We start from the raw sequence: 15,048 nt of genomic DNA, 5'->3' as shown, positions 1-15,048 counted from the left end.
CCGCCATATAGGGAACCCGTCACAAACCTGTCAAGGAGCGAAAAGGACCGAATCGCCGCGCTGGTACTCCGTGTCCCCGACAGGCGGATCGCCCCCTCCCCGAGTTGCCGGATCGCCCCCTCCCCGAGTTGCCGGGTCGGCGCCCCAGAGCGCCGGCCCCGGCGAGCGGGTTCGGCGGCTGTCGCCCGCCCCTCGAAGACCTCTCGTTAGGGCCGTGCGCGGCTCGCGCGATGGCCCTTGCACGGCTCCGCGCGACCGCCGCGGCCGCGCGGGGCCCTCCCGCCCCCGCCTCCACCAGCCGGCGCAAGGATTGACAGGCGTCGGCCCGGCTGGCACCTCTGGCCACGAAGCGGACACATTCACGATCTTATGAAGTCGCAGCCGCTTCGAGAGCGAATTGCGGCCTGGAAGGGGGGCTCGGTCCAGGAGTGATAGCTTCGCACGCGCATCACGTCCGGCGCCCGGCCATCGACCTCGGCGACGAGGAACCACTCTACATAGATGCCGTCAGACAGGGACCGCCGGACCGCCGGCGGCTTAGTCTTCGCTGGCTCGCCGCCTCGGTGCTGACGGGCATCGCGGCCATTGCGCTCGGCGGCGGCGCACTCCAGGCTGCGATCGGGCTCGGCGACGACGAGGTCCTGCGGCCGGCGATGAGCGCCGCGCGCCCGATACCGGGCGCCGGCGGGATCGCCTCCAAGGGCGACCGAATGCGGCCGGTGGCGGAATCCCAGATCGTGCGGCGTGTCATTCCGGTCTCCACCGTCACCCGGATCGACGACCGCGACGTCGTGAAGGTGCGCCCCTTCGCCCACATCGCGACCAACCTCGCCGCGCCTGTCACCCCGGCAGTGTCGGCACGTATCCCGTCGTTCAACCCGCTCAAGATCTTCTCCGACGGCGACGAGCCGGTGGAAATGGCAGCGAGCGACGCTCTCTACGGCGCGGACGTGGACGGCGAGGTCTCCATCAAGGTCAGCGACTTCCCGGCCCGCGGCGTCCTCTTCGAGGAAGCCGCGGAGCTGACGCTCGCCGACGTCCGGCGCTCCGTGCGGGAAGCCGCACCCTTCCTCGCCGACGGAGCAGTCGAGGTCGCCTCCCTGCCCTATATCGATCCGGCCCGTTTCGAGGTTGGTGCCACCGATGCGACGGCCGCGATTTCGTCGCTCGCGGTGGCCATCGTGCCGGAGAACGTCTCGCTCGTCGAGAAGTCCGACGAGCCCCAGATCGGCCCCGAGGTCGAGGAGAAGATCGCCACGGTGGGCGCCGGCGACACGCTTGCCGAACTCCTCGAGCAGTCCGGCGCGACGGCGGAGGAGATCGAGGCGGTGCAGACCGCATTCGACGCGAATTTCGGCATCGAGATCGAGCGCGGACAGAAGCTTCGCCTCGGCCTGGCGGCGGACGGCCAGGGCCGCGTCCGCCCGATCCGGCTCAGCCTCTACGGAGCGGACTCGCATCTGGGTTCGGTCGCGCTCGCCGATATGGGCGCCTTCGTGCCGGCCGAGGAGCCGGCCTTCGACGACTCGCTCTTCGCCGAGGAGGCGCCCGCACCCGCGCAGGGCAGCCTGCCCAGCCTCTATGCCGGGCTGTGGGGAACCGGGCTCGCGCTCGACGTGCCGACCCCGATCGTGGAGAACATCGTGCGGATCTTCTCCTACGACGTCGACCTTCAGGCGCGGCTGACGCCGGCGGATACGCTCGAAGTGGTGTACGAGGCCGACGGCGAGGAGGCGGAGAGCACGGAAATCCTGTTCGCGTCGCTCAGCCTCGGCGGCGTGCAGCGCCGGTTCTACCGCTTCCGCACGACGGACGATGGCCTCGTCGACTACTATGACGACGAGGGCAAGAGCGCGAAGAAGTTCCTGATGCGCAAGCCCATCGCCGGCGGGCGCTTCAGCTCCTCCTTCGGCATGCGCCGCCACCCTATCCTCGGCCGCACCAAGCTCCATTCCGGCGTCGACTGGGCCGCGCCGCGCGGCACGCCGATCATGGCGTCGGGCAACGGCGTCGTCGAGTATGCCGGCTGGAAATCCGGCTACGGCCGCCATGTGAAGATCCGCCACGCCAACGGTTACGAGACCGCCTACAGCCACATGAACGGGATCGCCAAGGACGTGAAGGAAGGCATCCGCGTCCGTCAGGGCCAGATCATCGGCTATGTCGGCTCGACCGGCCTCTCCACCGGCTCCCACCTCCATTACGAGGTGCTCGTGAACGATCGCTTCGTCGACCCGATGAAGATCCGGGTGCCGCGCGGGCGGACCCTGCAGGGGCCGGAACTCGCCGCGTTCGAGCGGGAGCGGAAACGCATCGATGCGCTCCTCGTCCGCGACGACGGGATGCGCTACGCCGCAGCCCGCAGCTGACGCCTGCGCCGTTTCGGGGTGCTCTCCCGCCTTAGCCTCGATCGGCGGACGTTCGCCTGAGCGGCCAGCCGGGTCCCCGTTCGAGAACCTCCACGACATCGCCGACCCGCATCCGCCCCAGCCGGCGCGGCACCGCATTCCAGCCGAACAGCAGTCCGGGCAGGCGCCTCTTGGTGGAGAACCGAATCCGCCGCAGCGCTTCGAGCGGCTCGGGCCCTTGCGCCGCGCCGTCCTCCTGATCGACGGTCGTGACCGCGCACCGTGCGCAGGGCTTCACGAGCTCGATCTCCACCTCGCCGATCTGCAGGCGGCGCCAGCAATCCTCGTCCCAGGCCGGCGCACCGCCGATGACGAGGCTGGGACGAAACCGCCCCATTGGAAGCGGCGCGCCCACCTCGACCTGGAGCGAGGCGAGCGATGCCGTCGACGTGACGAGCAGCGGGAAGCCGTCGGCCAGGCTCACCTCGTCGCCGGCGCGACCGCCCCAGTCCGGATCGACGGGCCGGCGCATGTCGTCGGCCTGGAAGCCGAGCCGGAGCGGCATGCCGAACCGGGCCGACAGCCAGGGTCCCGCCTCGGCAGCCTCCCGCAGCAATACGGCATCGTGCCACACCGAGGTCGCGATCACGGCCGCTCCGGCAGACGGCTGCGCCACGCCGATCGCCTCGCCGCCGAAGGCGAGCCGGAGGCCCGGCCCGGACGGCTCCGCCCGCAGGCGCGCGAGCGGCGGCAATTCGCGCTGCGTCACGACGCGGTTCGCGGCATCGACGAGCATCCAGCGGCGGTCGCCGGCGATGCCGCGTCTCTCGACCTCAGCCTCGGGCAGCGTGATGCCCCGCGCGCCCTTCACGGGATAGTATCTGATCTCCGCCACGCGCATGCGGTGCCCCATCCTCGCCGGCGCCGGCATAAGGCCGAAGCAGGCGCGAGTCGATTCGCGGAAACGAAGCGGGGGCTGAGCCGGCGCCGAAACGGAAAGAGGGGCCCGCCCAGGCCCCCCCTCCCCTTCTTCGCCGGTGGTCCGACTCAGGCCGCCTGCGCCGCGGCCTGGTCTGCGACGCGGAACAGAAGCCGGTCCGTTCCGGCCGAGACCGCGACCGTGTCGCCGTCCCGGACGTCGCCGGCGAGGATCCGCTCGGCGAGCGGGTCCTGCACCTGCTTCTGGATGACGCGCTTCAGCGGCCGGGCGCCGTAGGCCGGGTCGTAGCCCTTGTCGGCGAGCCAGCGCCTGGCGCTCTCGTCGAGCGCGACCGTGATCTTCCGGTCCTCCAGCAGCTTCCGGAGCCGGCCGAGCTGGATGTCGACGATCGTCTCCATCTGGTTCCGCTTCAGCCGGTGGAAGAGGATGATCTCGTCGACGCGGTTGAGGAATTCCGGCCGGAAATTCGACCGCACAACGGCCATCACCTGGTCGCGCACGGCGTCGACGTCCTCGTCTTCCCGCAGGGCAGCGAGATATTCCGCGCCGAGATTCGACGTCATCACGATCAGCGTGTTGCGGAAGTCGACCGTGCGGCCCTGCCCGTCCGTGAGCCGGCCGTCGTCCAGCACCTGTAGGAGCACGTTGAAGACGTCCGGATGCGCCTTCTCGATCTCGTCGAAGAGGATCACCTGGTACGGGCGGCGCCGCACCGCTTCCGTGAGCGCCCCGCCCTCCTCGTAGCCGACATAGCCCGGAGGCGCGCCGATCAGCCGGGCCACGGAGTGCTTCTCCATGTATTCCGACATGTCGATCCGCACCATCGCGGTCTCGTCGTCGAACAGGTAGTCGGCGAGGGCCTTGGTGAGCTCCGTCTTGCCGACGCCCGTCGGCCCCAGGAACATGAACGAGCCGATCGGCCGGTTCGGGTCCTGCAGGCCGGCGCGCGAGCGGCGCACCGCGGTGGAGACCGCCTGGACCGCTTCCGCCTGACCGACCACGCGCCGGCCGATCTCGTCCTCCATGCGCAGCAGCTTCTCGCGCTCGCCCTCGAGCATCTTGTCCACCGGGATGCCGGTCCAGCGCGAGACGATGCCGGCGATATGGTCGGGCGTAACGGCCTCCTCAACCATGCCCGACGCGCGGTCGGCGGCCTCGGCCTCCGTGACCTTCCGCTCCAGATCGGGGATGACGCCGTAGGCGAGTTCTCCGGCCTTGGCGAGATCGCCGTGACGCTGCGCACGTTCGAGGTCGAACCGCGCCTGATCGAGCTGCTCCTTGATCTTCTGCGCGGCCGACAGCTTCTCCTTCTCCGCCTGCCAGCGCGCCGTCAGCTCGGCCGATTCCTCCTCGAGGTCGGCGAGTTCCTTCTCGAGCCGGACGAGCCTGTCCTGGGAGGCCTGGTCGGTCTCCTTCTTCAGGGCCTCGCGCTCGATCTTGAGCTGGATGATGCGACGGTCGAGTTCGTCGAGGTGCTCGGGCTTGGAATCGACCTGCATCCGGAGCCTCGCCGAAGCCTCGTCCACGAGGTCGATCGCCTTGTCCGGCAGGAAGCGGTCGGTGATGTAGCGGTTCGAAAGCACCGCCGCCGAGACGATTGCGGAATCGGTGATCCGAACCCCGTGATGAAGCTCGTACTTCTCCTTGAGGCCACGCAGGATGGAAATCGTGTCCTCGACCGTCGGCTCGGAGACGTAGACCGGCTGAAAACGTCGGGCGAGCGCGGCATCCTTCTCGACATGCTTGCGGTACTCGTCGAGGGTCGTCGCCCCGACGCAGTGCAGTTCGCCGCGCGCGAGCGCCGGCTTCAGCAGGTTGGAGGCGTCCATCGCGCCATCCGCCTTGCCGGCGCCGACCAGGGTGTGCATCTCGTCGATGAAGAGGATGATCTGTCCTTCGGCCGACTGGATCTCCGAAAGCACGGCTTTCAGACGCTCCTCGAACTCGCCGCGATACTTGGCGCCGGCGATGAGCGCGCCCATATCGAGTGCCATCAGCCGTTTCTCGCGAAGGCTCTCGGGCACGTCGCCATTGAGGATGCGCTGCGCGAGGCCCTCGACGATCGCAGTCTTGCCGACACCCGGCTCGCCGATGAGGACGGGGTTGTTCTTGGTCCGGCGCGACAGGACCTGGATGGTGCGGCGGATCTCCTCGTCGCGTCCGATCACCGGGTCGAGCTTCCCGTCGCGCGCCTCCTGCGTGAGGTCGCGCGCATATTTCTTGAGGGCATCGTAGCCCTGCTCGGCGCCGGCACTGTCGGCGGTCCGGCCCTTGCGGATCTCGTTGATGGCCTGGTTCAGCGCGGTCGGCGTCACGCCCGCATTGGCGAGGATCTGCGCCGTGCCGGCATCCTTCTCCATCGCGAGCGCGAGGAGGAGCCGCTCGACGGTGACGAAGCTGTCGCCCGCCTTCTCGGCGAGCTGGCTCGCGGTCGCGAACACCTTCGCAAGGGGCTGGGCAAGGTAGAGCTGCCCGGAGCCGCCGGACACCTTTGGCACGCGCGCGAGCGCCGCATCGAGGGCGAGGGCGGCGTCGCGCGGTCGCCCGCCGGCTCGCTCGATCAGGCCGGATGCAAGCCCCTCGGGGTCGTCGAGGAGCACCTTGAGGAGATGCTCGGGCGTAAATTGCTGATGCCCCTGTCCCAGCGCATGGGTTTGCGCCGACTGGACGAAACCGCGGGCGCGATCGGTGTATTTCTCGAAGTTCATGCGTCACCCCTTCTGGTCTGCCGCGCCGGCCCGAAGCACCGGCGAGCGCCTGAATCCGACCCCTGGCGGCGGCCGTCCGCCTGATATGGTGTTGCCGTTCTGCAACTCAACGGGCCAGCTCGGCCGGGCGCGATTTTCGCTATTCCGGCGGGGCGCGCGTTGACTTTGCGCAATCGCGCAAGCGCCGAACCACCGGCCGGACACGGGCCGCGGCGGCGGGGCGGGCACGCCTATGAGAAAGGGCCGGCGAGAGGCCCGCCCTTCGAGCAGTTCAGCGGTCGGGGAATGCCGCGAGCGCGGCTTCGCCGTCGCGCGTGCCGCCGTCGTCGGCCTCGGCCTCCGCGGCCGCCGGCTTGCGGGTGCGGCGGCGGCGCGGCTTCGGGGCTTCGTCGAGCTCTGCCGGCGCCGGCGCCGGCGCCGATTGCACCGGCTGTTCGGAGGAAGCGTCGTCGCCGTCCGAAGCTGTCCGCAGCTCGGCCGGCTGATCCTCGTAGCGCGGCCGGCGACGCCGGTGCGAGTCGCGCTCCACGGGGCGCTCGTCGCCGTCGTCCGCCTGGTTCTCCTGCGCCTCGCGCGGCGGGCGGCGCTGCTCGTCCTGTCCGCCGCGTCGCGGCTCGCCCTGCATAGGCTGACGCTGCTCGTACGGCTGATCGTATTCCGGCCGCTGGAACTGCCGGCCATTGACCATCATCTCGTCGTCTTCATCGTCATCGTAGTCGCGATCGCCGTAGTCGCGCGCAGGATAGGGCTGCGCCGGCTGCACCTGCGACTGCGCCGCCATCACGATGCGGTTGTAATGCTCGGCGTGCTGGAAATAGTTTTCGGCCGCGACGGTATCGCCGGATGAAAGCGCGTCCCGCGCCAGCGTCATATACTTCTCGGCCACATGCATCGCCGTGCCGCGGACCTTCACGTCCGGTCCGTTCGATTCATAGCTCCGCGTGAGCGGATTCGGCCCCTTACGGTTGCGACCCCGCGACCGTCTATTCTGATTATGTCTCATGAAACCGTTCTCGTCTCTGAGGGCTGACACGCCACCGTCCTGATCCCACTTCCGGATCATGATCTGGTCATGCGATCCACGTCCGATGCGACCCAGCCCGAGGCTTTCCCCCGAGGATCCGCTGCACTCGTTTTTCGACGCAGACGAACCGGCCCGAATTCCTGAAGGCCCTCTGCCGCTCCCGCAGTCGGGATGCCGTTCTTGTTGGCTTCGGCAACGGTTCGTAGCTGGAACCTAGCGGCAATAACCCGCAGTTCCAAGCGATTTTTTGCGCTGCGCCAAAATGCAGCCGGTCAATCCGCCGTGACAGCAAGCACCGCTCTGGCATGACCCGACAGGTCGCTCCCGATCTCGCGAATCGACATATGCCGAGCCTGACACATCGCGGCGACACTGTCCGCCTGATCGTAGCCGACTTCCAGTGCAAGGAGTCCGGGGCGACGAAGACTATGTGGGGTCGCGTCTATGATTTTGCCATAGGCCTCCACGCCGCTCGGTCCGCCGTCGAGCGCGAGGCGCGGATCGTGGTCTCGAACCTCCGCCTCCAAGCCCGCCAGGTCCGCACTTCGGATGTAGGGTGGGTTCGACACGATTGCGTCGCACCGTTCCGGCAGGTGCGATGCGAAGTCGGCCTGGAGAAAGGTGATTCGGTCGCCGACGCCGTGGCGCTGCGCGTTCGCTGCCGCCGTCGCGAGGGCTTCGCTGCTGAGGTCCGTCGCGATCCCGCGCGCATGCGGCAACTCGCTCAGAAGGGCGATCAGGATCGCCCCTGTCCCGGTGCCGAGATCGGCGATCGTCAGGTTCGGTCCGGCTTGCTGCCGAGCCCAGCGCAGGACCGCCTCCACCAGGATCTCCGTGTCGGGGCGCGGAACCAGCGTGGCGGGGGAGACGACGAGGTCGAGGCCCCAGAACTCCTTCGCGCCGAGGATCCGTGCGACCGGCTCACGCCTCACGCGACGCTCGATCAGCGATGCCAGGGCGGCTCCGGCGGCTGGATCGACCTCTTGCTCGGGCCTGGCGATCAAATCGACGGCGGTGATCCCGAGCGCCCTTTCGAGAAGAAGCCTCGCATCCAGATCGGCCGTCTCGATCCCGGCGCGGGCGAGCTCCGCGCGGCTCCGGGACAGGGCCTCCCGGACCGTAATCATGCCGCCCGCTCGAACTCCGAAAGGAGCCGCGCCCGGTCTTCCGCGATGAGCGCATCGATGATCTCGTCGAGCGCCTCGCCGTCGAGCACCTTGTCGAGCTTGTAGAGCGTCAGGTTGATGCGGTGGTCGGTCACCCGCCCCTGCGGGAAGTTGTAGGTGCGGATCCGCTCCGAGCGATCGCCCGATCCGACCTGGCCCTTGCGCGCCGCGGCACGTTCGTCCTCGGCGCGCTGGCGCTCGAGGTCGTAGAGCCGCGCGCGCAGGATCTGCATGGCGCGCGCCCGGTTCTGGTGCTGCGACTTCTCGGCCTGGACGACGATGATCCCGGTCGGGAGATGCGTTATGCGCACGGCGGAATCGGTCGTGTTGACGTGCTGGCCGCCTGCCCCGGAGGCCCGCATCGTGTCGACCCGGATCTCCTCGGGCCGGATCTCGACGTCGACCTCCTCGGCCTCCGGAAGCACGGCGACGGTTGCGGCGGACGTGTGGATCCGGCCGCCCGATTCGGTCGCCGGCACCCGCTGCACGCGGTGGACGCCCGATTCGTATTTCAGGCGGGCGAAGACACCGGCGCCGCGGACGCTCGCCACGATCTCCCGGAAGCCTCCGACCTCGCCCGCGCTCGCCGACATGATCTCGACCTTCCAGCCGTGAAGCGCTGCGTAGCGCTCGTACATGCGAAAGAGATCGCCGGCGAAGAGCCCCGCCTCGTCGCCGCCCGTCCCGGCCCTCACCTCCAGGATGACGCTCCGCTCGTCGGCCGCGTCCTTCGGCAGGAGCAGGATCTGCAGCTCCTTGGACAACGCCTCGATGCGCTCCTCGAGGACACCGAGCTCCTCCTCCGCGAGGCTTCTCATCTCGCGGTCGGTGCCGGGATCGTCGACGAGCGCCGTGGTCTCCCTCAGTTCCGCCTGCGCGTCCTGAAGCTCGCGCGCCTTGGCGGCAATGGGCTCGAGCTCGGCGAGCTCCCGCGACAGCCGCACGAACTCGTCGCGCTCGGGCGCACCGGAGAGCGCGGCCGTGATCGCATCGTGGCGGTCGATGAGGAGGCGCAGGCGGGCGGTGGGGATCATGCGAGCGATATAGGCGCTGGACGGTCAGACGGGAATGCCGTTCGCCGCCGCCCAGCCGCGGAGCTCGCCGCGAATGTCAGGTGCCGACAACCCCTCGTCCAGCAGCGACAGGAGCCGTTCCCGCAGCGGCCCGAGCTCCGTGGCGCGCACCATCGCCTTGATCGGCCCCACCGACGAGGACGCCATCGACAGCGAACGGTATCCGAGCGCGATGAGCGCCATGGCCTCGATCGGCCTCCCAGCCATCTCGCCGCACAGGGAAACGGGCGCATTCGCCGCACTCCCCTTCTCCACGACGAGCTTTAGGGCGCGCAGGAAGGCGGGGCAGAGCGTGTCGAAACGGCCGGCGAGCCGTGTGTTGCCGCGGTCGCTCGCCATCATGAACTGCATCAGGTCGTTCGATCCGACCGACACGAAATCCACCGCTCCGAACAGCTCGTCGAGCTGGAAGAGCAGCGACGGGACCTCGACCATGACGCCGAGCCTGATCCGCGTCGCGCCGTCGTGGCCGTGCCGCGTGAGATGCGCAATCTCCCGCTGGACGATCGCCTTGGCGCGCTGGAACTCCGACACCTCCGTCACCATCGGGAACATCAGCCGCAGTTCGCGCCCGGCCGCCGCCCGGAGCAGCGCCCTCACCTGGGTCCTGAGGAGTGCCGGGCGATCGAGGCCGAGCCGGATCGCGCGCCAGCCCATGGCCGGGTTCTCCTCCGCCTGCGAGCGGAGGTAGGGCAGCACCTTGTCGCCGCCGACGTCGAGCGAGCGGAACGTCACCGGCTTGTCGCCCGCCGCATCGAGGACCTGCGCGTAGAAGGCCTGTTGCTCGCTCTGCCGCGGAAAGGCCGAGGAGATCATGAACTGGAGCTCGGTCCGGAACAGGCCGATGCCGACGGCGCCCGATTCCGGGAGATGGGGCAGGTCCATCATCAGGCCGGCATTGACGTGGAGCGCCACGGAAACGCCGTCGCGCGTCACGGCGGGCTCGTCGCGGAGCAGCCGGTACTGCTCCTGGCGCCTCGCCCGGAACCGGACCTTGTCGATATAGGCCGTCTCGATGTCGGTCGGCGGGCGGAGATGGACCTCGCCGGTCTCGCCGTCGACGATGATCGGGTCGCCCGCCTCGGCGAGGGCGACCGCGTCCTGGGCCTGTCCCACGGTGGCGATGCCGAGCGCGCGCGCCACGATGGCGACGTGGCTCGTCGGGCCGGCCTCTTCCAGCACGAGCCCGCGGATCCGGCGATGGTCGTAGTCGAGGAGCTCGGCGGCGCCCATGTTGCGCGCCACGATCACGGCGTCTTCCGGCAGTTCGCCCGCGACGGGCCCGTGCGGGCGCCCCATCAGCTCGCGCAGCAGCCGGTTCGCCAGGTCGTCGAAATCGTGCAGCCGGTCGCGCAGGAACGGGTCCGTCTGCCGCAGCATGCGCGCGCGGGTGTCGTTCTGCACCTTCTCGACGGCCGCCTCGGCCGTGAGCCCGGCTTCAATCGCCTCCTGCAGGCGCCTCGTCCAGCCGCGATCCTGGGCGAACATGCGGTAGGCTTCGAGAATTTCCCGATGCTCGCCGGTGCCGACGGAGGCGCTGCGGGCGAGCAGGTCGTCGACCGACAGCCTGAGGCTCGCCATCGCGGCGTCGAGCCGCTTCAGCTCGTGCTCCGAATCCTCGCCGATCAGCTGCGTGACGACGATGCGCGGCTCGTGGAGGACGACGTGGCCGAGCGCGATGCCGTCCCAGAACGACGCGCCTTTCAGGTGGACCGGCCGGTTCAGGTCGAGGTCCGCCCCCGGCGCCGTCAGATCCTCGATCTCGCCGGCGGCGAACATCTCGGCCAGCACCATGGCCGTCGTCTGGAGCGCCTCGACCTCCTCCTCGGCATAGGATCGGAACGAGCGGTTCTGTACCACGAGCACGCCGAGCGTCCGGCCGGCGCGCAGGATGGGGACGCCCAGGAACGAGTGGTAGATCTCCTCCCCCGTCTCCGGGAGATAGGCGAAGGCCGGATGGCTCTGGGCGTCGGGGAGGTTGAGCGGCCGGGCCTCGGCGGCGATGAGGCCGACCAGGCCGCGGCCGACGGTGAGCGTGGCCCGGTGGACCGACGTCGCCTTCAGACCCTCCGTGGCATAGAGCTCGAGCACGCCGTCGGAACGCAGGACATAGACCGAGCACACCTCCGCAACCATGTTCGCGGCGATGATCCTCACGATCTTGTCCAGGCGCTCCTGGGCGCCGATCGACTCCGCCATGATCTCGCGGAGCCGCCTCAGCAGCACGCGCGGACCGGGCGGTGCCCCCCGCGTAACCTGCAAGGTCACCCCTCCTGAATCGCCGGGCCGGCGGCCCGGCGGCTAGACCTCAGGTCTTGTCGAGTTCGTATATTGAATGGAGCGTCCGCACCGCAAGCTCGGTGTAGGCGGCGTCGATCAGGATCGAGATCTTGATCTCCGAGGTGGTGATCAATTGTATGTTGATACCACGGGCTGCCAGTGCTTCGAAGGCTTTCGCGGCGACGCCGGCGTGACTGCGCATGCCGATGCCGATGACGGAAACCTTCGCCACGTCGCTCGACCCCGAGACGCTCTCCATGGTGACGGCGCCTTCCAGGCTCTTGATGAGCGCCATCGCTCGCTCGAAATCGGCGGTGGGGACCGTGAAGGTGATATCGGTCGTCCGGCCGTCCTCCGAGATGTTCTGGACGATCATGTCGACATTGATCGAGGCATCGGCGAGCGGGCCGAAGATGGCTGCGGCCACGCCTGGCTTGTCCTGCACGCCGCGCATCGTGATCTTCGCCTCGTCCTTGGAGTAGGCGATGCCGGTAACGAGCTGTTTTTCCACGATTTCGTCCTCGTCGCAGATGAGCGTGCCGATCGGCTGCCCGTCCGGGCCGGCCTGGGGCGCGTCGGGATCGTCGAAGCTCGACCGCACGAAGGTCCTGACGCCGTGCAGCATTGCGAGCTCGACCGAGCGGACCTGCAGCACCTTCGCTCCGAGCGACGCCATCTCCAGCATCTCCTCGAAGGCGATCTTGTCCAGCCGGCGCGCGTTCGAGACGATGCGCGGGTCGGTCGTGTAGACCCCGTCCACATCGGTATAGATGTCGCAGCGGTCCGCGCCGACCGCCGCCGCGATCGCCACCGCGCTCGTATCGGACCCGCCGCGGCCGAGCGTCGCCACCCGGTTGTCCGGAGCAAGCCCCTGGAACCCGGCGACGACGGCGACCTGGCCCTGCGCGAACCGCTCGAGCAGCATCTCGGCCGGAATGCCGGTGATCCGGGCGGCGCCGTGCGCGGCGTCCGTGCGGATCGGGATCTGCCAGCCCAGCCAGGACCGCGCATGGACACCCATCGCCTGGAGCGCGATCGCCAGCAGGCCGCACGTCACCTGCTCGCCGGCCGCGACGACGGTGTCATATTCCCGCGCGTCGTGCAGCGGCGAAGCGCCGCGGCACAGCGCGACGAGCTTGTTCGTCTCGCCGGCCATGGCCGAGACCACCACCGCGACCTCATGCCCGGCATCCACCTCGCGCTTCACGTGGCGTGCGACGTTGCGGATGCGGTCGAGGTCGGCGACGGAGGTACCGCCGAACTTCATGACGAGACGCGCCATTGCTGCTGATCCGTGTGCGGGCGGTTGCCGGGCAGCCGATTGGTGTTCAGAATGGATGGACGGCCGCCGCAGCGGGGCGACGGCGGCGCGTTGTATCGGTTTCCGCCGGGACGAGCAACGATCCCGTCCCAATACCCTCCTGACGCTCCGGAGACGCTCCGCATGGCGAGCACGGCCGATCGCCGCACCGACAACACCGACCCGCAGGAGGTCGCGAAGTTCGCGCGCATGGCGGACGACTGGTGGAATCCCGCCGGCAAGCTCCGGCCGCTGCACCAGCTCAACCCGGTCCGGCTCGGCTACGTGCGCGACATGGTCTGCGACCATTTCGGGCGGGACGCGAACGCGCGGCCGTTCGAGGGTCTGCGGTTCGTCGACATCGGCTGCGGCGGCGGCCTCGTCAGCGAGCCGGTGTCGCGACTCGGGGCGGAGACCGTCGGCATCGACCCCGCGCCCGAGAACGTCGCGGTCGCCAGGCTCCACGCCGAGCGGAGCGGCTGTACGATCGATTATCGTGCGACGACCGCCGAAGCGCTGGTGGACCGCGGAGAAGGCTTCGACGTCGTCCTCGCTCTGGAGGTGGTGGAGCACGTGCCCGATCTCGGCGCCTTCATCGGGACCTGTGCGGCGCTGACGCGGCCGGGCGGCATGGTGATCCTCGCCACCATCAACCGGACCATGAAAGCCTACGCCCTGGCGATCGTCGGGGCCGAGTACGTGCTCCGCTGGCTGCCCCGCGGCACGCACGAATACGGCAAGCTCGTCCGCCCCGACGAGCTCGGGGCCCATCTCACCCGGGCCGGCCTGGCGGTCGGGAACGTGACCGGGATCGTCTACGACCCGCTCCGCGACCGCTGGAAGCAGTCGAGCGACACGGACGTGAACTACATGATGAGCGCGACCCGGCCGCCTGCGGACTGAAGGCGCTCAGTTCGCGTCGTCCGGCAGAACCGGCAGGGGCGCGAACGACACGCCCTCCTCGATGAGGCCCCGTGCCTCCTCCGGCGTAGCCTGGCCGTAGATGCCGCGCTTCTCCGCCTCCTCGTAGTGGATCTTGCGCGCCTCCTCGGCGAAGCGGTCGCCGACGTAATCGGCGTTGGCGATGAGCTGGTTGCGCACCTTCTTCATCGCCTCGATCATCTGCTTGCGGTCGGGGCCGTGTGCAGGCGAAGTCTGCTCGGCGCGACCCTCCGACCCTTTCCGTCCGGTCGTGATGGAGGGCGCCATCAGCGCCTTCTCGACCTCCAGGCTGCCGCAGATCGGGCACGCGACGTGGCCGGCCGCGCGCTGCGCATCGAATGCGCCGGAGCTGCCGAACCACGCTTCGAATTCGTGGCGGCCCGCACAGACGAGGCTGTACCGGATCATGATGCCGACCTGAGGGGCAGCCTCGCGGCGCCGTCCGGCAGGGCGAACGGCCGCTCGTTCTTCAAAGCGGGGATCCGCTGGCGCGCGTCGGTCGCCTTCGCGGGATCGATGTCGGCCACGAGCACCTCCGGGCCGTCGCCGCCCGCCTCCGCGAGCACTTCGCCCCACGGGCCGACGATCAAGGAATGTCCGAACGTCTCGCGCTGGTCCTCATGCCGCCCGCCCTGCGCGGCCGAGATCATGAAGGCGCCGTTCTCGATGGCGCGCGCGCGCTGGAGGACGTGCCAGTGCGCCTCTCCGGTCTGGCGCGTGAAGGCGGCCGGCGCGGTCAGCACCGAGGCGCCGGCATGCGCTTGCGCCCTGAAGAGCTGGGGGAAGCGCACGTCGTAGCAGATCGCGACGCCCAGCCGGCACCAGGGCAGCTCCGCCACGACCGCGGCGTCGCCCCCCGCATAGACCGCCGATTCGCGCCAGCTCTCGCCGTTCGGGAGATCGACGTCGAAGAGATGGATCTTGTCGTAGCGCGCGAGCACCGCGCCGTCCGGCGCGAACACGTAGGCCCGATTGGCGATCCGGTCGCCGACCCTGAGCGCGAGCGAACCGATATGGAGATGGATCCCGAGGTCCTTGGCGAGGCGCGAGAACGCGGCGACCGCGGGGTCGTCCTTCTCCTCCCGGATCGCAGCCTCGAGCAAGGCCCGGTCGCGCTGCACGATGTTCGTCATCTCGGGCGTCTGGACGTAGTCCGCGCCGAGCTCCGCAGCCGATCGCACGAGGTCCTCCACGACGGCGATGTTCCGCCCGACGTTGCCGGTCGAGCGGAGCTGGACGCAGGCTGCACGAAAGCTGCTCATCGGGG

The 15,048-nt window shown here is 69.3% G+C and carries 11 protein-coding genes; 2 read left to right on the top strand and 9 right to left on the bottom strand.

The features are described from left to right. Nucleotides 1-428 precede the first annotated feature (428 nt). Nucleotides 429-2,369: a M23 family metallopeptidase gene (locus tag ACUN0C_RS17990; protein WP_445467785.1), complete on the top strand. Its 1,941-nt coding sequence runs from the start codon at nucleotides 429-431 to the stop codon at nucleotides 2,367-2,369. A gap of 31 nt (nucleotides 2,370-2,400) precedes the next feature. Here ACUN0C_RS17990 and ACUN0C_RS17985 read toward each other — a convergent pair whose 3' ends face one another. From ACUN0C_RS17985 to ACUN0C_RS17955, 7 genes are all read right to left on the bottom strand, one after another. Then, on the bottom strand, nucleotides 2,401-3,243 hold the full coding sequence (locus tag ACUN0C_RS17985; protein ID WP_445467784.1) for an MOSC domain-containing protein: 843 nt from the start codon (nucleotides 3,241-3,243) through the stop codon (nucleotides 2,401-2,403). 152 nt (nucleotides 3,244-3,395) lie between these two features. Further along, the gene (gene clpB / locus ACUN0C_RS17980) at nucleotides 3,396-5,996 is read right to left on the bottom strand and encodes an ATP-dependent chaperone ClpB (RefSeq protein WP_445467783.1); all 2,601 of its coding nucleotides are present in this window, start codon (nucleotides 5,994-5,996) and stop codon (nucleotides 3,396-3,398) included. Between the two features lie 271 nt (nucleotides 5,997-6,267). Beyond that, nucleotides 6,268-7,059 carry a DUF4167 domain-containing protein gene (locus tag ACUN0C_RS17975; protein ID WP_445467782.1) on the bottom strand — a complete coding sequence of 264 codons (792 nt, stop codon included), beginning with the start codon at nucleotides 7,057-7,059 and terminating at the stop codon, nucleotides 6,268-6,270. Between the two features lie 233 nt (nucleotides 7,060-7,292). Further along, a complete protein-coding gene (prmC, locus tag ACUN0C_RS17970; RefSeq protein ID WP_445467781.1) occupies nucleotides 7,293-8,147 on the bottom strand; it encodes a peptide chain release factor N(5)-glutamine methyltransferase in 855 nt (284 codons plus the stop codon). Further along, nucleotides 8,144-9,220 (bottom strand): peptide chain release factor 1, encoded by a 1,077-nt coding sequence (gene prfA, locus ACUN0C_RS17965; RefSeq protein ID WP_445467780.1) that lies wholly within the window; start codon nucleotides 9,218-9,220, stop codon nucleotides 8,144-8,146. Before prfA ends, prmC begins: the two co-directional genes overlap by 4 nt. A gap of 24 nt (nucleotides 9,221-9,244) precedes the next feature. Beyond that, nucleotides 9,245-11,458, bottom strand: coding sequence for a phosphoenolpyruvate--protein phosphotransferase (ptsP, locus tag ACUN0C_RS17960; RefSeq protein ID WP_445467787.1), 2,214 nt, complete (start codon nucleotides 11,456-11,458; stop codon nucleotides 9,245-9,247). 109 nt (nucleotides 11,459-11,567) lie between these two features. Continuing rightward, entirely contained in the window at nucleotides 11,568-12,821 is a 1,254-nt protein-coding gene (locus tag ACUN0C_RS17955; protein ID WP_445467779.1) for an aspartate kinase, read from the bottom strand. 162 nt (nucleotides 12,822-12,983) lie between these two features. Here ACUN0C_RS17955 and ubiG point away from each other — a divergent pair, with 162 nt between their 5' ends. Then, complete coding sequence (gene ubiG / locus ACUN0C_RS17950; RefSeq protein WP_445467778.1) at nucleotides 12,984-13,742, top strand: bifunctional 2-polyprenyl-6-hydroxyphenol methylase/3-demethylubiquinol 3-O-methyltransferase UbiG; 759 nt, start codon at nucleotides 12,984-12,986, stop codon at nucleotides 13,740-13,742. 6 nt (nucleotides 13,743-13,748) lie between these two features. On the opposite strand, the gene ACUN0C_RS17945 is transcribed toward ubiG, so the two are convergent. Together ACUN0C_RS17945 and ACUN0C_RS17940 are read right to left on the bottom strand one after the other, a co-directional pair. Further along, on the bottom strand, nucleotides 13,749-14,189 hold the full coding sequence (locus tag ACUN0C_RS17945; protein WP_445467777.1) for a DUF1178 family protein: 441 nt from the start codon (nucleotides 14,187-14,189) through the stop codon (nucleotides 13,749-13,751). Next, nucleotides 14,186-15,043, bottom strand: a complete 858-nt coding sequence (locus tag ACUN0C_RS17940) for a carbon-nitrogen hydrolase family protein (protein ID WP_445467776.1) — start codon at nucleotides 15,041-15,043, stop codon at nucleotides 14,186-14,188. Before ACUN0C_RS17940 ends, ACUN0C_RS17945 begins: the two co-directional genes overlap by 4 nt. Nucleotides 15,044-15,048 lie beyond the last annotated feature (5 nt).

The sequence above is a fragment of the Faunimonas sp. B44 genome, from assembly GCF_052655945.1.
Note: the sequence above shows the minus strand (reverse complement) of the source record. Positions and strands in the feature narration are given on the sequence as shown.